Here is a 22530-nt window from a genome sequence, read left to right on the forward strand (position 1 = left end):
TGAGCAGCACGGAAACAAGCCAACGAAGAGATTCGCCGGTTATCATTTGGTGACTTTTTAAATATCCTCTTAAAATATGTAAATCTCTTCATTAAAAAACTGTTTTATAGTCTCCTTCCTTCGAACTGTAGTAAATTCCGTATGATTCATAGCTACAATACCAGGACGTTCCTTAATAAACGGAGGGTTAAAAACGATTGTATACGCACCGACATTTTCGAAAAAAATATAATCATCCTTCATGGGAAGTCTATCTTTTATTTCAAAAGCCAAGTAATCCTTTTCCATGCATGTATATCCTACGATGTTAAAAGATTGTTTCACCGTGTCAATATCAGGATTTTTTCTTACTATCCTCATTGGCAGATTGTTCTTATGCATGGTTGGTTTTACATTATGAACACTGCCATCAACCAGTACAAAATATTCATCCCTTATTTTTTTACTTTCTATAACTTCTGCTATAAATAAAAAAACATTGGCAACCATCGCTACTCCTGGCTCCAATATTAATAGCGGTTTTTTCTCCAAACCGTCAAATTCTTTATTCATTATTCCGCATATCGTTTCCGCATAATCATCAAATGTCGGCACGTTCGTATTATAAGATTCCGGCAATTCCCCATATATTCCGCCTCCGACATCAATATACTCCAAACTATCCAAAATATTTTCTTTTGCCAACATACAAAGATTTTGCGTAATGATCTTATAGGATTCCAAACTCCTATTTTTAGTTGAAAAATGACCATGCAATCCAACAATACGAATATTCTTTATTGTTCTTAATTCAGTTAAGGCATGTTTCAAGTTTCCATTATTAACACAGATTCCAAATCTGCTGAGTTTATAACCTTCCTGGAGAGCACTTACCCCATTTTGAGAAATATCAAAGTTGACTCTTAAGCCAATGGAAACTTCTATATCTGGATTGCTTAAGGCGAATTCTTTTACAAAGTCTATTTCATATAAAGAATCTATATTAATGATGCTTTTATTGTTCAAAGCGTAAGTTATATCGTCCATAGTTTTAAGTGGCCCATTAAAAATAATTCTCATCGGGTCTTCGCCTATTCTTATCGCCAAATCATACTCTAAACGTGAAACGACCTCTGCATAGGCCCCTAAATTTGATAATTCTTTACACAAATAAGGAAGATAATTTGTTTTGTAGGAATAACCAATGATAAAGTTTTCATACCTGCTTTTAAAAGCTGTATCTATTTTTCTGTAATTTTCCCTTAATTTATTAACATTTAATACATAAAAAGAGGAACCATGCTCATTCGCAAGTTGATGAATCCCATCATGATCCAAACCTAGATCGTTTTTTCCAGTTGCTTCAATTATACTTTCCACTGGCTTCCCTCCAATTATTAACCGCCTGCTTTATACACTCTTCATAACCGCATAATGCACCAAATGATTTTTTATATTGATTGACACTTTTACCGTTCTTATCGTCCTCTTCAAATATCTTTCGACCAAACCTCTTCTTGAAGCACTGTAAGCCTAGCTTGAATTACTTGTTGCTGTCTCTTTCTTAGCAATGCGGCTTTTTCCAAAGCAATATCTTTCCACAAAATAATCGATAACTAATTGGTCCACACCTTCATCAAATTTTCTTGCAAAAAAAGAACTCGATTCCTCAATTGCTTTGATATCCTTCTCTTTCAAATCCAGAGGTGAATTACGCGTTTCAATCGTTTCACCCCAGTTTACATACATAAAATTGTCATTCACTACGTCAACTTTATAATGAGAATTCATGATGATTGTATGAAAAAACCATTCATCCGGACATAATGTATTTTCAAAGTATTGGTAATACCATGGATTAGAATCTATAAAATCTATCATATATTCAGCAACTTCCAGTGGTATAGAAAACCACTGTGCCCCATTAAACAGGGAATAACCTTTGTGCCATTCATTTTGATTAGGAAACAGATTTATTCCTTTTCGATATAAACTATGAACCATGCTCCTATACACCCTGACAGGATGAAATGAAGTGTACCTTTTGCGTGCGATCTTGGGCCAGTTAATTTCCATTAGTCCGGAATTTCTCTTATCTACTCCCCGTAAAGTCATATATATGTTTCTATGATTATTTATTAAGACATCCTTAAACCCGTTTTTAACCAACAGGTCCTGACCGCTCCTTAAACAGACAAAATCATAATCTTTTTGAGAGGCTAATACCTCTCTTAACAATAGAATGGTCGTATCGACCTGACTGATATCTCCCCACTCGCAGATAACTGCTTGATCTAATACTTTAACATGTTCGTTTTTCAGTATTTTATTGCGCATTTGCTCATAACTTCTTTTGTCAATATGAACGTATACGTCTGCCTGGTCATCTGAAATGAGTTGATGAATAAACTTATTAACTTGTTCAGGGTTTTTGTGGATTTGCAAGATATATGCGGTTCGTAAAGTGGAACTCACTCTCATTTCCCCTTTTAAACTTTATATTGGATCTCACAGGGAGCATATTGCACTTAACTCTTTTTTTAAGTATAATTCCTTTGTTCTATTTTGCCAGAAAGCCAGCTTGGATCATCACATGTAGATTCAATATGGTGAATCATTTCATCGATTATGTCATGCAGCGCCAATTCTTCTGATTTCCTGACTTTTGTATACGTAAAAAGTAACAGTTGATAAAACTCCCTCTGAGTCATCATGGAAATATTCATAAATTTACGCCAGTGTGATGATCTTTTTTTATACAAAAGTTCAAAATGGTGTTAATGATTCTCCCTTGCTGGCCTCTTGTCATTCCCGAGCCAGACGGAAGGCAAATGCCCTTGCTAAATAATTCTTCCGCAACATTTTCTTCTTCATTATGAGAATAATAGGGGGCACCATTAAAAAGAGGCTGCAGATGGAGCGGCTTCCAAACATGTCTGGCTTCTATATTCTCAGCTGACAAGAACTCTAACAAAGCCTGACTAGAAAACCCTGCCTCCTTTTCATCTATTAATAAGGCTGTCAACCAGCGATTGGATTTCGTATTTTCCAACTCTTCCATAAATTTAACCCCTGGGAAACCTGATAAATAAAACTTATATTGATTGAAAACCAACCTTCTAGCCCGCACTCTATCTTCTAATACCTCTAATTGAGCTCTTCCAATCCCAGCAAGGATATTACTCATCCGATAATTAAACCCGATTTCACTATGCTGATAATGAGGAGCGTTATCCTTTGCCTGCGCTGCCAGAAAGCGAGCTTTACTTATTGCAACCCGATTATTGGAAACCAGCATCCCCCCTCCAGATGTCGTTATGATTTTGTTTCCATTAAATGAATAGATGCCAAAAGCACCCATGGTTCCACTTGCTTTTCCTTTATAAGAGGAGCCTAGAGATTCCGCTGCATCCTCTATCACAGGTACACAGTATTTATTACATATAGCTAATATCTCATCCATTTTCGCACTTTGCCCATATAAATGAACAACAATGACGGCTTTCGGGAGTGCCCCTTCAGCCTTTGCATCCTTTAATGCCCTCTCTAATGCTTGTGGTGACATGTTCCATGTGTCCGGTTCAGAGTCGATAAATACAGGATTTGCCCCCAGATACAAGATAGGATTAGCGCTGGCAATAAAAGTAAGTGTTGAGCAGAATACAGTATCTCCGGGACCCACGTCCAGAAGCCGTAGAGCCAAATGTATCGCCGCTGTTCCAGAGCTGACTGCAACGGCATCACTCACCCCGACAAAAGATGCCACTTCCTTTTCGAATTGGTCTACGTTCCGTCCCAGTGGCGCAATCCAGTTTGTGTCAAATGCGTCCTGTATATATTTTTGTTCATTTCCGCTCATATGCGGAGGAGAAAGATATATTTTTTCTTTTATTTTACTCACTTTTCTACCCCCAAGGTTCTGCTTGAAATAAAAAAACGACCGGATGTTTCCGATCACTCCGATAGTCCTCTAATGGTCATAGGATGCAGGCTTTTTACTTTGAGTCTCTCCCTCAAAGTCCGGCATAGTGACATGATTCATATTACTAACCCCATCAGACACTAATACTTTTTTGACTGTTAAAAATAATATCTTCATATCTAAGAAAAAGTTTCTATTATCTACATACCAGACATCCATTTTAAACTTTTCTTCCCATGTAATGGCATTTCTGCCGTTTACCTGAGCCCAGCCAGTAATTCCAGGTTTAACTAAATGACGCCTGGCCTGTTCTGTTGTATATAAAGGAAGGTATTCCATCATCAGCGGCCTCGGGCCGACTAAACTCATCTCACCTTTTATCACGTTTAAAAGCTGCGGTAGTTCATCCAAACTTAATTGCCTCAGAAGCTTTCCAAACTGGGTCAATCGTATATGATCTGGCAGTAAGTCTCCGTTTTCATCTCTTTCATCAGTCATGGAACGAAATTTATAAAGGACAAAAGGTTTGTCATTTAACCCTGGACGCTGTTGTTTAAAAATAACGGGGCTTCCCAGTTTAATTTTGATTAATATGGTTGTTATAATAATAAGTGGCAGAAATAAGGTAAAACAGGTAATTGATACAATCAGGTCAAAAGCTCTTTTCATCATTCACTCCGTTACACCATTTTAGAAAATGCATTTGCTTTTGTGTCGTAACCATCAGGGTTCTTTAACTGCCATCTCCATGTATCTTCACACATTTCCCTGATTCCTTTTGCAGCAGTCCATCCAAGTTCCTTTTTTGCTTTCAGCGGGTTGGCATAACAAATATCGATATCGCCTGGACGCCTCTCCATAACAGAATATGGGATCTTCCTGCCGGATGCTTTCTCAAATGCATCAATCATTTCCAACACACTATATCCCCTGCCGGTGCCTAAATTATATGCCGCTACTCCTTTGGATTTTAAAACCTTTTCAAGTGCTCTTACATGCCCGACAACTAGGTCGACTACATGAATATAATCCCTGACACCCGTTCCGTCTTTTGTTGGGTAATCATTTCCAAACACTTTCAGTTCATTCAGTTTTCGGACAGCTACCTGTGAAATGTAGGGCATGAGGTTGTTAGGTATTCCATTTGGGTCTTCACCGATAAGCCCGCTCTTATGCGCCCCAATGGGATTGAAATAGCGCAAAAGGGCGACACTCCATTCTGGATCAGACACAGTCAGATCACTTAAGATTTCCTCAATCATCTTTTTTGTACGTCCGTATGGATTCGTTGCCCCAAGTGGATCATCCTCAGATACAGGTACGGATTTTGGGTTTCCATAAACTGTTGCCGAAGAGCTGAATACAATCCTTTTGACGCTATGTTCTTTCATTACTTCACACAATCGCAAAGTTCCGGAAATATTATTGTGATAATACGAAAGCGGAAAATTCACCGACTCCCCAACTGCTTTTAACCCAGCAAAATGAATCACTGCACGAATCCTATTTTCTGTAAAAATGCTATCTAAAGCTTCTTTATTTAATAAATCAGCCTGATAAAATGCAAAATCTTTTCCAGTAATCCGGCGAACACGATTTAAGGCTTCCGATTTACTGTTTGCTAAGTTATCCACTACAATGATTTCATAACCAGCATTCAACAGTTCCACGCAAGTATGACTGCCAATGTAACCGGCTCCGCCTGTAATGAGTATTTTCATGGGTCACATCCTTATTTTTAAGAAGTAACTTTAAAAGCACTTCAATCAGCAAACTGTTTGAAGTGCTTTTAATTAATTTATCCTATTATCTTTGACCGATTTTAGTAATGAGTCGGGTATTAAGATCTCGTTAACCGCATTGTTCCTTAACATATTTTCTTTAATGGAAACATTTTTATGCGGATTTGAATGAATATCGAACTCGATTGCTGCCCCCCTTGCCCCCTCAGCTTTTTCCCCTGTTGTATTTGAAATACGATTCCCTGAGATCGTTAGGCCATCAAGAGATCCTTTTCCAGATTGACTTTGATATATCCCTCTTTTTCCACCTGTGATTTTATTATTAGTAATCGAAATATCAGACATAGACATGGCCTGTTCAAGCAATAAAAATACACCTGAAGTATTTGTAATAACATTGCTGTCCATTTTTACATGGTGGCTCTCCCCCTGCACAGTCATTGCGTATCCATCGTTATCAGAAAAGTCATTATGAGTTACTGTTAGACGATCTATATAAGTTTTTCTAATGCTGGAGGCTTTAACACCATCAAAATAATTTTTGAAAGTATTATTGGAAACAATAGTATTCACGATATCATCTGAAGCAAATAAATGTACTCCTGCTCCATCTTTCAAACCACTAAACTTATTATCGGAAATTGTGGTATTTTTTGCTCCTGCAGTAATATTTATTCCGTCCACGGCAGAACGAATCGTGTTTTCGTAAATAACAGTCCGATTTGAAACCAGCTGCCCGTTTTCTCCTCCCTCCATCCGAATGCCATTGGTACCTCTTATCTCATTGTTATAAACAGAGAGGTCCTCATTCTTTCTCCAAACAAATACATCTGAAACATACAGTGTATTCTTATACACTTTTGCTCCAGCTGTATCCATAATCAGTAAGGAACAAAACGGGCCTTCTATGCTGTTTTGGGAAAATTCTATTCCGTGAAAAAAATAGCCGGAACTGCTTTTTCCCGCCATCCCGGAGTCCGAGCCTGCCAATAAGACACAATATTCATTTGAATTGGTTACAATCGTATTTTTAGTAATAACAGCATTATAAAATTGCATTTTCTCCCACGGTTCAAAATGTATACCAGGACGTCCTGTTTTTGATGATATTGCGTTATTAGATATCAACAGATGATTTGCCTGTTCAATAACTATTTGCGACCGCTGATTCTCAAGAATGGTGTTATTGGAAATAACGATATAATTACTGTTCTTTTTAGATCCCGAAATTGAAATTCCATCCCCAACCGCATTCATTAAAGTGTTGTCCTCGATGATAAGATTATTTTTATCAGATGCAAAAATACAATGCATGTGTTCTGTTCCATTCGGATGGTTTTGGTAATTCCCATCACAAGTAATGGACTGAATCTTCGTATTGTTATCCATCGTAATCAAGCGGGTATAATCATCCGGTGCGTCATTTGATAACTTTAATATAACAGTATCGCTGTTTTCCCCAATCAGATTAATATTAGGCTTTAGAAAAATAGGCTGCAAAATATAGGTTCCCGCAGGAACGAAGACATCTCCCCCGCCATTTGCGGCCAGATCATCAATGGCCTGTTGAAAAGATTTAGTATCATCATGACGTCCATCCCCATAAGCCCCATAATCTTTCACATTTATGTTAAAAGATTCATCAGAAACAGTTATAGAAACAGTTTCAGCAAACTCTTTGTACTTGACTGTAATGTTTGCCGAGCCAACACCAACTCCTATAATTGTTCCTGAGTTGTCCACTGCAACTACACTTGCGTTAGAGGTTGAGTAGTTGCTTTCCTTCATTATATTTTTTTGTGAGTCATCAGAATATACAGCCGTAGCAAATATGGGTTGGCTTTCATTAATCTTCAGTTTAAAACTTGTTTTATTTAATTTTATAGATGTAAGAAACACCTCCATGTCTACTTTCTCACTTCTATCAGAAGAATAAATAATGATTAAAAATACAACAGCAAGTAACAGTACACTGAGCCTTTTTGCTTTAATAATAAAATCACGACCTCTTACTTCCACTATTTTTCCAATAAAAAATCAAATTTTAAAATTTTTCACTTGCGCAAGTTTCTTCTTTAAAAACAGTTTCTGTATGACATCTATGACTAAATCTTTAAAATACAAATATTCCTCCGTTTTCCTAAAAATCAGATAGTATAAAGTGTTCGTGACTGTAATTGTAATCAATATTTTTGATACAAAAATGAGTAACGTTGTACCAATGAGCATATTACAAGCACCGTAACTAATTAGGCCGGCAAGTACTGTTGCTGAAGTATATTTAATATATGTGATGAAATAAGATTTTGATGATAAATTAAATCCATACTTATAAAGTACATACGGTTCAACCCAAAAACATGTAGTTATTAGACTAAATATAGTTCCAAGAAAAATACCGCTAATCCCCATCATCTTAAGTAAGATTATTGATACAACTAAATTAATGATTGATTCTGCAATAGGCTTGTAGCGATCATACCAATACAGGCCCAGAGCATCCCTAAATGTTAATGGAGCCTGTCTCATCCCGCCAAGGAAAAAATGGATGACAATCAGTAATACGATATCCATTGAAAAAATGAATTTTTTTCCCAGCCAAATTTCAATTAATGGATTCATGGTACACAATAGTCCAACAGCGGCAAAGCCGTATAACCAAAAATTCATAAAAAATATTTTCCGAAAAACTTTCTCAGTTTTTTTCTGACTCTCTGTGACACCAAAGTTTCCAACACTTGATTTTAAAGCCTCAAAAAATTGTATAAGAACGATGTTCAATGCTGCTAGTATTAATCGATAATTTGAATATAGCCCAACGGCAACCAATCCAACATAGCTTGAAATTAATATGTTATCTGTTGAAAGTACAATTACAGTTCCTATTCGATGCATGGCCATAGCCTTCACATTTTTATAAATACCTTTTAAAACAAATCTATTCAGCTTTGCTACATTTTTATGTTTTAGAAATGGATATAGTTTGTTCGCAGCTCTTGAAACTAAAATATTTTCTATTAAAGTGAATATTAACTGGCATATGACAAATAGAATGAAGTTCTTCCACATAATAAGTACAATACATTGAAAGATATTAAGTAGAATGAAGCTGCTATAACGATAAGTAGAATCTATATACTTTCTTTGATCTGCAATAATTAAAGATCTTTTGTAAGAATAAAAATAAGTAATAGCTGCATTACAGACAAATAACAAAAATATAAAATGGAGATATGGAATATCTGGTATATCTTTTATAAAGAACTGTATAAATGGTGTAACAGTTATTCCAAACAATAGTATTAAGGAACCAATGATTAAATAAGCCTTTTGATATAGTTTCATGAGAGATTTTATTAATTCTATATCTTTTTCAGCAATTGGCTTATACAGGCTATAAACTAACGCTGGTCCGATTCCCAGTTCCACTAATGATAAAATTGATATTACATTTGTGAATAGTCCATCTAAACCCAAGTATTCTGTGGACAAAGTTCTAACGAAAACAATCCGGGCAATGACACTGATAATGATGCTTAGAAATTGCCCAACCAGGGCAAAACTTAGATTTTTAAGTGACAAGTGAGTCCGCGCTTGGGTATTCATAATACTCCTTCGTATTTACAATAATTTCACTGACTTGTTCATCACAATATTCTTAACCATAGGCGTTTTAAACAAAAGCCTCATAAAAGAATAATTACTCAGAGACAAGATGGCGAGCAGCCTGAAGGTAAGAGGAATATTTGATCCCACAGTGTAAAAATAAATGTTTTTTCGAACCGCTTTTATAAGTTTTGAGCCTTCCACATGAAATTGACAATTATCAAACACTGCTTCTGATTTAAGCATATCCAATAACGAGTTGATGACTGATAAATTTGCCCTCCATAATATTTGATCACTTAGGCTAGGGTATTGAATATCTACATAAGCCTTGAATTCGTGAAAAGCTTGAATACTATCCAGCTTTCTTATATTAAATTTTGATCTTAAAATGCTTCCTTGTCTTTGCATATAGTAGTATCCGATTTTATTAGAATATGTCAGTTTATTGGCTTGCGAAAACAGTTTATAGGTGGTAAATATATCTTCATACAATTTACCTTCAGGGTACCTGATATTTAAAAACAGTGATGATTTATATAGTTTATTCCAAGCATAGTGCTTCACATATTCCTCTTCAATCAAAGCTTTTATTGCTTCTTCCCTATTCAGAACTTTTGATTGTTCAATCATACAGTCCGATTCTGTATGATTCTTAAATACCCTTGATATTGCACACATGGCAATATCACAGTTATTTTTAACCATTTCCTCCAAGAGCGTTTCATACATATCCTCAGCAATATAATCATCTCCATCGATAAAACCAATGAAATCACCGGTAGCCTCTCCTAACCCTGCATTTCGAGCAGAACTCAGTCCTCCATTGATTTTATCGATAATGGTAACTCTTTCATCTTTTCTAGAAATACTTTCAACAACACCAAGCGTGTTATCTGTTGATCCATCATTCACAACGATGATCTCCAAATTTTTATATGTTTGCGTAGTAATTGATTCCAGACACTTCTCAATATAGTCTTCAACGTTATATGCAGCTACGATAATACTAATTTTCATTATCATTTCCCTTATAAAGTATTCTCAGCCCGAATCGACTTTCTCAAAGTCTTTTAGAATAAATAAAAGCTCGCATACTTTAGCGGGCCTGTATGATATTAAATCAAATGCGCCTTGGCGTGTTTGCGCCCAGATTTTATCGAGCTCCGCTCGATAAATTCCTCTGAAAATCTGTGGCACCCTAAGGAGGTTTTAATTTTATTCAGCCGGGGTTTGAACCCCCACTAAATGGAAACCTATATGCATTCATCTCACCACTTACAGAAGTGGGAGGCTTCTGCTGAATGAAGTTAAATTTAATTAATACTACTTCGTAAAACAGCCAACGCTTTTTCAGCTTGTAGCTGGTCAATACTGCTATTCCTTCGCCTATTTGCAACTTTAGTAAAACNTTTAATTAATACTACTTCGTAAAACAGCCAACGCTTTTTCAGCTTGTAGCTGGTCAATACTGCTATTCCTTCGCCTATTTGCAACTTTAGTAAAACGAAGCAAATCAAGTATAGTATAAACACTGATTTTAAAATTTTCTTTAAATAACAATATTACTTTTTGTTTTGAACTATTTGCATATAATTTAATAATTTTCCTAACTGTTTTACTACTTTCTTTATACTTAGCCAAATTCATAAGCGAAGAATCTCTATAAAATAATAGAGGTTCTTTTATAATTGCGAAATTCGATGTCTCACTAGATCTACACCATAATTCAAGATCTTCTGCACGATAAAATCCTTCTTTATATTTATATTTTTTAAACCATCTCGTTCTACCTGTTACAGTTGGATGTATAAACAGCCCATTTTTTAAAATACCACTCGGTCCGCCTCCCCTTATTGAAGCGATTCTTATTCCCGTTACACTGTTATTGTTATTTATGATATACGCACTTGCCCCAGCCAAATCTATTTCAGGCCGTGCTTCAAGCAATGAAATTTGCCTCTCAATTCTTTCTGGAACCATGATGTCATCTGCATCCATCCTAACAAAGTATTCCGACTCACTTATATCAATCAATTGATTTAATCGACTTATTAACCCCTTATTTTCTCCATCATCAATAATCTTTATCTTAGAGGACTCAAACTGTCTGGCAATTTCCAAAGAGCGATCTGTTGAACCATCATTTATTAGGTAGAGATGCCAATCTACATATGTTTGGTTAATGACGGATTGAATTGCATACTTTAGGGTTTCTTCATTATTGTAGAATGGAATGCCTATTGTAACAGCTGCCATATCATGCACCTCTTTGCGCTTTCTCTTTTTCTGTATTCATACACAGAAAATAAAATAAAATAAAATAAAACCAGAGTACAGTCCGTCGTAAATCATTAATTCCAAAACCGTACATGATTAATGTAACAGTCGCACATAATATATAGAGATTTAAACGTGTAACCTTTATTAATCTAAAAATGAAAACTAAATATGCTAAGGCAGCTAATATTCCGCCTTGCGTCAATATCTGTAAAAAAGTATTATGAGCTTCATATCCTCCAAATACTACATTACCTGTATAAGAACCAGGACCTAACCCGACAATGGGAGAGTATTTCCATGCTTTTAAGGCGTTGATCCAAAGTAAGATTCTATGTTCACCATTGGAGCTATCTTCAAAAAATTGCTTTACTATTGCAATAATTCCCTCATAACTAAAAAGCAATGCCAATAGTACAAAACAAACAAATAATAAAATTAGATTTGTTGATTTATATTGCCTCTTTAATTTACCCCAAATCATCAAAATAAAAAAAATAAGGGTTGTATTAACCCACGAGGAAACTAAGGTATTTGATGAGGTCGCTATCCCCGCGCTAATGTATAAGACTATACCCAAGGCTGCAATAAACTTCATACCATATCTGTTTTCATTTTTTATTATATAGAGACCAACAAATGGCAGTGGAGAAAGAAAATATGCAAATTGATGGTAATCATTGGCAAATGGTGAAAAGATTTCTGCACCGCCATAAGTTAAATAGTATCCGAATATTTGATATATTCCCTGTACATAAAATAGGTATAGGATTCCAACTACTATTAATCCACCAAAAAAAATAAATCGTAATAATCCATTTAGATTCAAAGAGCTTCTCTTCTTAAATATTGATTCAAAAGTAAAACATAGAAAAAGTATCACTATATATGCTTTATAATCAAAGGAAACTGATTGCAGTGAAATATCAAATATGCTGTTTATAATAAACCCTAGTGTGACCATATATAGAAAAAGTATCCAAAAAACTGAAAAGATGTGGTCTTGTAATGAGATTAAAATAGATTCTTGTCGTAGTATCTGTGAAACACAAAAAAATAATAATATAACTTCACCAATTCCTACCATTCCAAATCTCAGTGATGTGAACCCAAAAAATAGAACCATAACTAGAATTAAAAATTTCTCAAAAAATAACGTCTCATCCTGATTTATTTTATACTCCATCTCAACACCTTTTTCGATTTTTTCACCCTACTTTACGGCTTCACTTCACAAAGTTCATATTTACTACAACGTGCAAGACTCTTAATGGCTTACCCACTGTTCCTCCTCCACTTCATCCATAACGTTCAGATAAATTTTTTTCTTTTCTTCCATGACTTTGCTTAAGTCATATTTTTCAAGTATGATTTTTCTCCCCTGTTTTCCGAAATGGCTCCTTAAGTGTTTATCTTTATAAAGGAGTGTAATTTTTTCCGAAAACTCCACTGGATTATTGTTAAAAAGCCAGCCATTCTGATCATTGACCACAAGTTCCCTATGGCCTCTATTATCTGAGGCTATAATGGGCAAACTGCATGCCATCGCTTCCATAACATTTACCGGCAAGCCTTCACGCAGGCTTGAAGCCACTGCTATATCACTCATGTTTAACAGTGATTGTATGTCATTTCTATAACCCAGAAAGTCGACCATTTTTTCCACACCCAGTTCAATTGAAAGATGCTTACATTCATTAAAAAGCGGACCTTCCCCAGCCAGTAACAGTCGTGCATGTGGCACTTGTTCTTTTATAAGAGCCAACGCTTTAATCAACACTTTTTGGTTTTTATTTTTATTGAACTCGGCCGCATTAAACATTAAAAAAGCATCATCAGAATAATGATACTTTTCCCTTAGTTTTGCTTTATGAATTTTTTTTACAGGGGTATAAAAATCCGTATTGACTCCAACTCCGTGTACATGCTCAATCATATTTGCCTTAAATCGATTTTTTACAGCCCTTGTAAAGTCTTCTATATTAATGGTAATTAAGTAATCTGTATAATGAGCGAGCATTTTTTCAATCGGGTAGTATATAAGCCAGTTGATCAAAGGGGCACCTTTAAAGAAGTGAAATCCGTGTGCTGTGTAAATCACCTTGGTCCCCCGCCTTCTGGATTTTCGGGCTGCCAGTCTGGATAACACGCCGCCCATAGGGGTATGACAGTGAATGATGGCGTACTGATTCTCCTCTATAATTGAACGCAATTCTTTATAAGCCCCTCTGTTACTTCTGCTAAACGGGGATCGTCCAATTGGAATATTGAACTTTTTGTCAACGTAAGGCAGAATCTCATTGCCCGCAGCAGCTACATGAACTTCCCAGCCCTGTTGCTTAAACCACTGTAAATACGGCAAATGAAAAGAACTAAAATGAGTATCTACGGTCGCACAAAATAATACTTTCCTTACCATGTCCTTTACCTGATGAATTGCCTGTCAACAACTGAAGACAGATACTCCATTAACTCATTTCCTATATCTTCCCTTTGCAAAGCCAACTCAATTGTTGTTTGAATAAAGCCCATTTTTTCACCCACATCATAACGAACGCCTTCAAAGTCAAAGGCATAGACCGCTTCAAAGCGATTTAATTCCGCGATTGCATCCGTCAACTGAATTTCTCCTCCTGCACCCGGCGCTTGTTCAGCCAATATTTCAAAAATCCTCGAGCTAAGAATATACCTTCCCATGATTGCCAGGTTGGAAGGAGCTTCCTCCTGTTTTGGCTTTTCTACCAGGTTATTAACACTGTAAAAACGGTCATTAATTGTATTTCCATCCATTATTCCATACCTTGAAACTTCCTCTTCTTTGACGGTTTGAACTCCAAGGATAGTTGCATTATAGCGTTCGTATTGTTCCATCATCTGCTTTAGACAAGGCTTCTCCGCTCTAACAATGTCATCGCCCAATAACACTGCGAACGGTTCATTTCCTATGAATTTCCGGGCACACCAAACCGCATGGCCCAATCCCTTTGGCTCTTTTTGTCGAATATAGTGAATATCTACCATCTTTGATGATTTTTGAACCTGGTCCAACAAGTCAAACTTCCCTTTATCTATCAGATTCTGCTCAAGTTCAAAAGAATGGTCAAAATGGTCCTCAATCGCGCGCTTTCCTTTTCCCGTCACAATGATAATATCCTCAATTCCTGAATCGATCGCTTCTTCTACAATATACTGGATCGTCGGTTTATCAACGATTGGCAACATTTCCTTCGGCATTGCCTTTGTGGCCGGCAGAAACCTTGTCCCCAACCCTGCTGCCGGGATGATTGCTTTTCTTACCTTCATTACTTTCCCTCTCCTTCATCCTGAAGCTGATATTAGTAGTTCAGGTATTGTATTTACCTGCTTATTAGCCATATGAATAAGCATATTCCTTAAAACATCTTTTTCCAAAGTGCCGTAAACTTCGATCATTTCGTTAATTTCATCAAGGAAAAGTGCCGATGTCTTCCCTATGTAAATATTGGGATACACTTGTTGTTCATGCACTTCATCATCCTTTAATAATTCTTCAAAAAGCTTTTCACCCGGCCTGATCCCGGTAAATTCAATTCCAATTTCTTCAGTAGAAAAACCTGATAATTTGATCAGGTTTTTAGCTAGGTCAACAATCTTCACCGGATCCCCCATATCCAAAACAAAGATCTCTCCGCCTTGTGCCAGAGCACCGGCCTGGATAACTAACCTTGAAGCTTCAGGTATAGTCATGAAATAACGCACCATTTCCGGATGGGTGACAGTAACAGGGCCCCCTTTTTCGATCTGCTTCTTAAAAATTGGCACGACACTGCCACGGCTTCCCAATACATTTCCAAAGCGCACAGCTACAAATTTGGTTTCGCTTTTTTGATCCATATGCTGGACAACCATTTCAGCAAGTCGCTTTGTCGCCCCCATCACGCTCGTCGGGTTAACGGCTTTATCTGTTGAAATCATCACAAATATTCCTACACCAGACCAACTGGCTGCTTCTGCCACATTTTTTGTTCCGATAATGTTATTTTTTACGGCTTCTTCGGGATTTCTTTCCATTAATGGCACATGTTTATGTGCAGCGGCATGGTAAACAACATCAGGACGATATGTACCCATGACAGAGCGCATTTTTTTTGCATCCTTCAAATCTGCTATTTCGGTTAAAATTTGTATAGGTATATGCCCGAACCTTTCTTTCAGCTCCATTTCTATTGCATGGATGCTGTTTTCCCCATGCCCAAGCAAAATTAATTTTCCCGGTTTGAAATGACAGATCTGACGACAGATCTCAGATCCGATCGACCCTCCCGCCCCGGTCACCAATACTGTTTTATCCATCACATATTCCGAAATGCTCTCAATATCCAAATCTATCGGCTCTCTTCCCAACAGGTCCTCCACTTCCACGTCACGAAATTGGTTAACGGAAACTTTTCCTGTCACAAGATCTTCCAGCATTGGGAGGATTTGCGTTTTAGCTTTTGTTTTCGCACATTCCTGAAAAATTCTATTTAATCTCTTTTTAGATAATGAAGGGATCGCAATAATAATATTTACTATACTTAAATCCCGGACAGCCTTCTCTATATTCTTTACATCACCGTATACAGGAACACCTAGAATCTCCAAACGGTGTTTTTTATCATTGTCATCAATAAATGCGACCGGCAGCAATTCGGCATCATTAGTCTTTAATAATTGCCTTGCTACCATGGTTCCCGCTGACCCTGCCCCAATGATTAGTGTTCTTTTCTTATTAGTTGTCTTACTCAAATCATGATCTCTGTAGACCCGCCAACAAAATCGTGAATAGCCTATTAACAACATGTGAAGCAGCCAAGTGACCACCAAAAGTCTAAAATATACTGTATTCAAGGTGATTTGTTGAAGAATGCCGGCAGTCAGAATAGATAATGTCACCACTTTAAAAATGATGATAAATTCTCCAACACTCGCATATTCCCAGGCTTTTTTATAAACTCTGAAGATGAACGAAAATACATGATGACTGGCCAGAATGGAAACAGAACTGATCAATATTGGAACAGTAAAGGTTTCGAGGCCCCCGTTTACCAAAAAACTGCTGAATAAAATAGCTGTGAGAACAATGCATGAATCTACAACGATAAACAAGGATATCCTATTTCGATAAGTCATATGAATCCCCTCTTTTAGTTGCTTTTTTATAAAGTAATAAAGGTCTTAATTATAGAGTTTTTAAAATGTTGATGAAATATAGAAAAAAAAAAAACAAATAAACTCCATAATTAAAATCTTTATTATACGGGCATCTAACCCTTCCTCACACCACACCACTGACGACTGGCGTCTAAGGTTCATTAACCCACAGCATGATCGAGTACCTCCATTGATAGTGGAAAGGAGACATTTCCAGTTTGTGCTTTTCAACCAAAGATTTGTTCTTAATAACGAATGAGATACTAAAAAAAAATTATGTTCTACCTTTTTTCGTTTAAAACTACTCCGATCATTTTGGCTTGAGCATATTCGAGTATTTTCTTCGATTCAAAGGCATTTTCCATGCTTGTATCATCTTGCCTGACTACTAACACCACTCCGTCACAAATGTTCGCTAAAATCTTTGTATCATTCGCTTCGAGAATTGGCCGCGAATCAATCAAAACCATATTGTATGATTGCTTTATACTCTCCAATAGCTGCTTCACCTTTTGGGTCAACAGATTCAAAGGGAAAGTGCCGCTCGTCAGAATGTGAATCCCTTCCACCTGAGAAGAGACCACAGCTTCTTTAAAGGTAATTTTTCCAGCAAGAACATCCGTAAAGCCATGAATGTTTGGAACATTAAAGGTTTTATGCAATGACGGATTTCTAAAATTTGCATCTATTAGCAACACTTCTTCACCCTGCTGGGCAATCGAGAGAGCTATATTGGCAGTAGTGACAGATTTGCCTTCCCCTCTACCCGGAGATGTGATCAAAATAGTGTTTTTTTCTCCTTCGATAATGAATTGAATATTGGTTCCTATCGTACGATATTGCTCTGCAATAATTAATTCTTCATTTGTAATATCAACTCTCTTTTTAAACCGAGAAGTTGGCTGTTTAATCAATTCCAATTGTTTCCCCCCTGAATTTCAGTTCTCTTCTTCTTCTTCTCTTTCTTATTTTTTTATTTGTTTTTTTCTTTTTAGAGACAGTGCCCAGCACTTGCATTCCAAGCAGTTTTTCAATATCACGTTCAGACTTAATGGAGTCATCAAAATAATCCATGATAAATACTAGACCTAGACCAGAAACAATTCCCAAAATAAACGATGCAAGCAATATTTTAGTCTCGTTAGTCTTCATTGGTGTAACATTTGTTTTTGCCTTCGATAATACCCTTACACCATTAATATCCACTATGCTTGGAACTTTCCTTTTAAAAACCTTTGCTGTTGTATTGGCTATACTTGCTGCGAGTGTTGGGTCTGAATCTACCACACTGATCTTCACCACTTGTGTATCATCTATGCTTTCGACATATACCTGCTTAGCCAAAGCTTCAGGCGATTGGGCAAGATCCAGTTCATTAACAACCGCTTCCAGAACTGTGGTATCTTTAATCACCACTTGAAGTGTATTCCGATATTCAGTTTCTGCATCAATAATAATGTTGGTCGATGCCTGATACTTTGGAGACGTATGATCAAAGGTGGTAAAAATCCAACCGGCTGCTGTCACACTCACTGTGATAAGTGCAATTAACCATAATCGCTTTCTTACAATTTTCAAAAGCTCTTTAAGATTCATTTCTTTTCCTGTTGTATGATCGAATCGATTCATAAAGACCACCTTATCTTTTATTTCGTTTCTTATTAAGAACATAGCAAATAAAAAAATACTCCATTAACCAAATCCATCTCTGTTAAACACATTGTAGTTCTTTATAAAGAACAAGTCAACAAAATAATGGAACTTCTTTTCGATTATTTTCAACTGATTTTTATTGAGAGATCTGAAAAGCCAATGATATCGCAATATTATGCATGAGGCCCCTAAAACATACTCAGTTGATAAGTCTCAGATAACAGTTCCAATAATTTCATTCCAGCGATGCTGTTCCCTTTTTGGTCCAAAGCCGGGCCGAATATTCCAATGCCGAACTTTTGAGGAACAGCTCCCATGATTCCGCCGGAAACCCCGCTTTTTGCCGGGATTCCAATTTTGATGGCAAATTCACCTGATGCGTTGTACATGCCGCATGTGACCATAAATGTTTTACAAATGCGGGCGATATTTTCGGGAATGATTTGTTTACCGCTGTCAGGATCAAGGCCATTCATTGCAAAGATCATTCCCATTCTAGCCAATTCCAGACAGTTCATTTCGATTGCACACTGCCTCGTATATAAATCCATCAAAGTCTCAACGTCTTCCTCAATGATTTTATGATGTTTTAAAAAATAACATAGAGCTCTGTTTAATTGGGAGGTTTCAAATTCTGACCGAGCCGCCTCCTCGTTAATTCCGATAAAGGAATTGTTTGTCAGCTCTCTAATAAATGAAAGTAAGCGATGGGTACGTTCTTCAACATGATCTCCCCGAATCATTTGTGTCACAACTAACGCTCCAGCATTAATCATCGGATTAAGCGGTTTGGCAGGTGTCATCGTTTCCAATTTGGCAATGGAATTGAACGGATCACCAGTCGGCTCCATTCCTACTTTCCCGAATACTTCATCTGTTCCTCTATCCATTAGCACGAGAGCTAGGCTGATCACCTTTGAAATACTTTGAAGTGTGATTTTCCTTTCGATGTCACCCGCGGAGATACATTTTCCATCAGGGTATTGGATGGCAATCGCTAAATCCTTTGGATTGGCTTTCCCTAAGGCGGGGATATAATCTGCCACTTTTCCGTGCGCTATACATTTCCTCGCTTCTTTCACAAGCTCTTTCAATTCTTTCTTTGTACGGCATGCCATATTCATCACCATTTCGTAGTATATGCGGGTCGTTTGGCAATTATAAGCCAATAACCCGATATAATGGAGATAGCAGTACATCAAATGCGCCTTGGCGTATTTGCGCCCAGATTTTATCGAGCTCCGCTCGATAAATTTCCTCTGAAAATCTGTGGCATCCGCCGGAGGCTTTAACTTTATTCAGCCGGGGTGAACCCCCACTGAATGGAATACCAATATACATTCATCTCACCACTTATAGAAGTGGGAGACTTCTGCTGAATGAAGTTAAAAGGGGTGGCACTATGACTGTTCTGGTTGATCTGCGACTGCTAATCATGATTGTTCTGACAATATTTTTCGCGCTCGCCCTTGTCCTTGATAAAAAATGCATTGCCTTATCCATTTCTGTCTTCCTTCTTTTACTTGGACTATGGATGTTTGTTGCTGGATTTGCCATCGTAACGGGATGGGAAGGAATGGGCGTGACAATTACAGGGTTGATCTACTTTGCAGCAGGACTGATTTTTATATTGTTTTTTAGTGTAAAAGTGTACCTCTGCTCAATAAAAAATGGTTAAAGGGCTTTTTTTTCTTTTATATTTATAATACGATATGAGATAGGTCTTTATTGTTAAAGACAGCTTCCATCCACTGGACGGAGGCTGTATTTTATTTTTTGAACATTTGGTTTTTGGAGGAAATTTATGCGTAAATATATTGGAGAAATTGCTCTTATTTTTACAGCCTTCATTTGGGGAAGCGGCTTTGTCGTCACATCCATTTCATTGGATTACTATTCGGCTTATCAGAATATGGCGATCAGATTTTTGATTGGCGGTGTCATATTAGGGCTGGTTTTTTATAAAAAAATGAAGGGCGTCAAAAAAGAAACGATCTTTAAAGGAGCTCTTCTGGGCAGTATTTTATATGTAGCCTTCGCCTTGCAAACAGTGGGTCTGGAGTTCACTACGCCTTCTAAAAATGCTTTTTTGACAGCAGTCAATGTGGTGATTGTACCATTGTTAGGCTGGGCTATCTATAAAAAGCGGCTGGATAAATTCGAAGTCACTGGAGCGGTATTGGCCATGTTGGGGATCGCGCTTTTGTCGCTGAGAGTCTCAGCGGAACTGAATATCGGGGACATTCTTTCTTTCCTCTGCGCGATTGTGTTTGCATTTCATATCATTTATACAGCAAAGTTTGTAAAAAATGAAAATCCAATTCAATTAACAGTTGTTCAACTTCTTACTGCTGCTGTTCTGGGATTTATTATCCTGCTAGTCAGAGGAGAGGCCGCTGTACCTGTAGTGAACGGAGCTGTTTTCTCATTGGTTTATCTCGGAATCTTCGGTACAGCTGCTGCCTTTCTATTGCAAACGGTGGCGCAAAAATTCATTTCGGAAACGAAAGCGGCCATCATTCTCTCAACGGAATCATTTTGGGGAATGCTTTTATCCATTGCAGTGTTAGGTGAAGTTATCACATTCAAAATGGCTGTTGGAGCAGCCTTGATCCTACTAGCTATCTTGATATCAGAAACGAAGCCTAAGCTTTTCAAAACTATGCCGTTGCGTGAAAAAGTGTAATATGTAAAAAGCCAGGTGTTGCAGTCTTAGGAAACAAACCCAAGTCAAATTTTAATCAATTCTTGTATAATCAAATGCGCCTTGGCGTATTTGCGCCCAGATTTTATCGAGCTCCGCTCGATAAATTTCCGCTGAAAATCTGTGGCATCCGCCGGAGGCTTTAACTTTATTCAGCCGGGGTTTGAACGCCTACTGAATGGAATACCAATATGCTTTCATCTCACCACTTACAGAAGTGGGAGACTACTGCTGAATGAAGTTAACATAGGGGCAACATCCCTTTATCACATCTCATGAGCTTTGCAGGCACTAGGCCAAGTTGAAAATGGGTGCAAATTCGCACCTCTTTTGTAAATTATTTTATTGTCGTTCTCTTACGCTGATTTCGTATTTATCTGTTCGACAATTGCGCCCGATTATAGAATAACCCAAGTATTTTGGGATTACTTAAAATTGCTTCGATACAATCTAATGGCAAAGATTGCGCCAACCAAAAACACAATCCCTTGGCATAATATAAAGAACTGCGAAAGTGTTCAATATCACGACCGACCCACGAAATGAAAATCGCATTCAGCCATAACTATCGCCATCTTTCAAATACTTAAAAATTATGGTATCGATGTGTCCACGTATCAAATCCGATTTAACAGACAAGATGCAGGCCTCTTATTGAGTTGATGCTCACATTATATATTTCTATACTATGTCTAAAAAAGGTCGCATAAGTACTTATGCGACCTTTTTTTACTATTCGGTTTCTAAGATAAATAATTTGCAAGAATGTCCACAGCAGCTTCAATGATATTATCTTTATCCAAATTATCGTTTTCTTTATAAAGAATCCTATCAATTACTGTAGAAATGAAGTCGACTATAACCGCAGACGTTGCCTCAATATCATAAACACTGCTCTCAGATCGAGCAATAAAACTCATAGTCATTGTACGTATTCGCTCTGTTTGTGTGTCCATGATACGTGCTACTTGTGGTTTTGAGTGATACATTATGTTCATTTCTCTATTCAACGTCTTCACAGATTCATGTATATCAAGTAACTTGACCATAAGGTTTTTTAACCATTGCTTAATATCACGGGCATATAGCTCATAGCTTAAATCCTCGTCTTTTTCATGGAAAAATGAGAGAAACCTCTTATGGTAGTTGTCCAATATACTAAGAAATATTGCATCTTTATCCTTGAAATATGAATATAAGCTCCCTATTGATACGCCAGCAACTTTTGCTATTTCATTTGTCGTTGTGTCGTAATAACCTTTTTCACTGAATAATTTTAAGCCGGCATCCAATATTTTGTCCCGGTTTTGTATGCTCCTGTTTTGTTTGGGAATTCGACGCTTTGTTACATTTAAATTGCTTCCCAATATATTATCATCCCTTTCCATTAAAAGTAGTATTGTAAAGCTATTTTATTGAATTGTCAATGCGAAGGTGAGTATTTACTCATATTTCGTTGACAACACGAATAA

Annotated in this window: 21 protein-coding genes; 2 read left to right on the forward strand and 19 right to left on the reverse strand. The window is 37.0% G+C overall.

The features are described 5' to 3' along the window. Positions 1-69 precede the first annotated feature (69 nt). The 18 genes from D5F11_RS08320 to D5F11_RS08400 all read right to left on the reverse strand — a co-directional run bounded on the left by D5F11_RS08320 (position 70) and on the right by D5F11_RS08400 (position 19695). Positions 70-1359, reverse strand: a complete 1290-nt coding sequence (locus D5F11_RS08320; RefSeq protein ID WP_245998148.1) for a type III PLP-dependent enzyme domain-containing protein — start codon at positions 1357-1359, stop codon at positions 70-72. Positions 1360-1512: 153 nt separating this feature from the next. Next, positions 1513-2454, reverse strand: coding sequence for a beta-1,6-N-acetylglucosaminyltransferase (locus tag D5F11_RS08325; protein WP_185830580.1), 942 nt, complete (start codon positions 2452-2454; stop codon positions 1513-1515). Positions 2455-2701: 247 nt separating this feature from the next. Continuing rightward, a complete protein-coding gene (locus D5F11_RS08330; RefSeq protein ID WP_120119042.1) occupies positions 2702-3838 on the reverse strand; it encodes an aminotransferase class I/II-fold pyridoxal phosphate-dependent enzyme in 1137 nt (378 codons plus the stop codon). 111 nt (positions 3839-3949) lie between these two features. After that, on the reverse strand, positions 3950-4570 hold the full coding sequence (locus tag D5F11_RS08335) for a sugar transferase (protein WP_120119023.1): 621 nt from the start codon (positions 4568-4570) through the stop codon (positions 3950-3952). Positions 4571-4581: 11 nt separating this feature from the next. Continuing rightward, complete coding sequence (gene galE / locus D5F11_RS08340; RefSeq protein WP_120119024.1) at positions 4582-5622, reverse strand: UDP-glucose 4-epimerase GalE; 1041 nt, start codon at positions 5620-5622, stop codon at positions 4582-4584. A 72-nt stretch (positions 5623-5694) separates the two neighbouring features. Further along, complete coding sequence (locus D5F11_RS08345) at positions 5695-7662, reverse strand: right-handed parallel beta-helix repeat-containing protein (RefSeq protein WP_120119025.1); 1968 nt, start codon at positions 7660-7662, stop codon at positions 5695-5697. A gap of 18 nt (positions 7663-7680) precedes the next feature. After that, on the reverse strand, positions 7681-9249 hold the full coding sequence (locus D5F11_RS08350; RefSeq protein WP_120119026.1) for a lipopolysaccharide biosynthesis protein: 1569 nt from the start codon (positions 9247-9249) through the stop codon (positions 7681-7683). A gap of 15 nt (positions 9250-9264) precedes the next feature. Next, positions 9265-10269: a glycosyltransferase family 2 protein gene (locus D5F11_RS08355; RefSeq protein ID WP_185830582.1), complete on the reverse strand. Its 1005-nt coding sequence runs from the start codon at positions 10267-10269 to the stop codon at positions 9265-9267. A 24-nt stretch (positions 10270-10293) separates the two neighbouring features. Next, positions 10294-10449: a hypothetical protein gene (locus tag D5F11_RS26190; RefSeq protein ID WP_185830583.1), complete on the reverse strand. Its 156-nt coding sequence runs from the start codon at positions 10447-10449 to the stop codon at positions 10294-10296. 213 nt (positions 10450-10662) lie between these two features. Then, complete coding sequence (locus D5F11_RS08360; protein WP_120119028.1) at positions 10663-11508, reverse strand: glycosyltransferase family 2 protein; 846 nt, start codon at positions 11506-11508, stop codon at positions 10663-10665. Between the two features lies 1 nt (position 11509). Then, positions 11510-12715 carry an O-antigen ligase family protein gene (locus tag D5F11_RS08365; protein ID WP_120119029.1) on the reverse strand — a complete coding sequence of 402 codons (1206 nt, stop codon included), beginning with the start codon at positions 12713-12715 and terminating at the stop codon, positions 11510-11512. Between the two features lie 81 nt (positions 12716-12796). Then, positions 12797-13948, reverse strand: coding sequence for a glycosyltransferase family 4 protein (locus D5F11_RS08370; protein ID WP_120119030.1), 1152 nt, complete (start codon positions 13946-13948; stop codon positions 12797-12799). 5 nt (positions 13949-13953) lie between these two features. Then, positions 13954-14832 carry a UTP--glucose-1-phosphate uridylyltransferase GalU gene (gene galU, locus D5F11_RS08375; RefSeq protein ID WP_120119031.1) on the reverse strand — a complete coding sequence of 293 codons (879 nt, stop codon included), beginning with the start codon at positions 14830-14832 and terminating at the stop codon, positions 13954-13956. 15 nt (positions 14833-14847) lie between these two features. After that, on the reverse strand, positions 14848-16680 hold the full coding sequence (locus D5F11_RS08380; protein WP_120119032.1) for a polysaccharide biosynthesis protein: 1833 nt from the start codon (positions 16678-16680) through the stop codon (positions 14848-14850). 302 nt (positions 16681-16982) lie between these two features. Beyond that, a complete protein-coding gene (locus D5F11_RS08385; RefSeq protein ID WP_120119033.1) occupies positions 16983-17621 on the reverse strand; it encodes a CpsD/CapB family tyrosine-protein kinase in 639 nt (212 codons plus the stop codon). Continuing rightward, positions 17608-18330: a YveK family protein gene (locus tag D5F11_RS08390; protein WP_120119034.1), complete on the reverse strand. Its 723-nt coding sequence runs from the start codon at positions 18328-18330 to the stop codon at positions 17608-17610. The genes D5F11_RS08385 and D5F11_RS08390 overlap by 14 nt, the downstream gene beginning before the upstream one ends. 212 nt (positions 18331-18542) lie before the next feature. Next, complete coding sequence (glsA, locus tag D5F11_RS08395; RefSeq protein ID WP_120119035.1) at positions 18543-19472, reverse strand: glutaminase A; 930 nt, start codon at positions 19470-19472, stop codon at positions 18543-18545. Positions 19473-19512: 40 nt separating this feature from the next. Then, a complete protein-coding gene (locus D5F11_RS08400) occupies positions 19513-19695 on the reverse strand; it encodes a hypothetical protein (protein ID WP_120119036.1) in 183 nt (60 codons plus the stop codon). A gap of 61 nt (positions 19696-19756) precedes the next feature. On the opposite strand from D5F11_RS08400, the gene D5F11_RS08405 reads away from it, so the two are divergent. Together D5F11_RS08405 and D5F11_RS08410 are read left to right on the forward strand one after the other, a co-directional pair. Then, on the forward strand, positions 19757-20032 hold the full coding sequence (locus tag D5F11_RS08405; RefSeq protein ID WP_120119037.1) for a hypothetical protein: 276 nt from the start codon (positions 19757-19759) through the stop codon (positions 20030-20032). 126 nt (positions 20033-20158) lie between these two features. Further along, entirely contained in the window at positions 20159-21040 is an 882-nt protein-coding gene (locus tag D5F11_RS08410; RefSeq protein WP_120119038.1) for a DMT family transporter, read from the forward strand. 761 nt (positions 21041-21801) lie between these two features. Here the strand turns inward: D5F11_RS08410 and D5F11_RS08415 are convergent. Continuing rightward, positions 21802-22425, reverse strand: coding sequence for a TetR/AcrR family transcriptional regulator (locus D5F11_RS08415; protein WP_185830584.1), 624 nt, complete (start codon positions 22423-22425; stop codon positions 21802-21804). Between the last annotated feature and the right edge of the window lie 105 nt (positions 22426-22530).

The organism is Siminovitchia terrae (assembly GCF_003605405.2).
Lineage (GTDB): Bacteria > Bacillota > Bacilli > Bacillales > Bacillaceae_C > Siminovitchia > Siminovitchia terrae.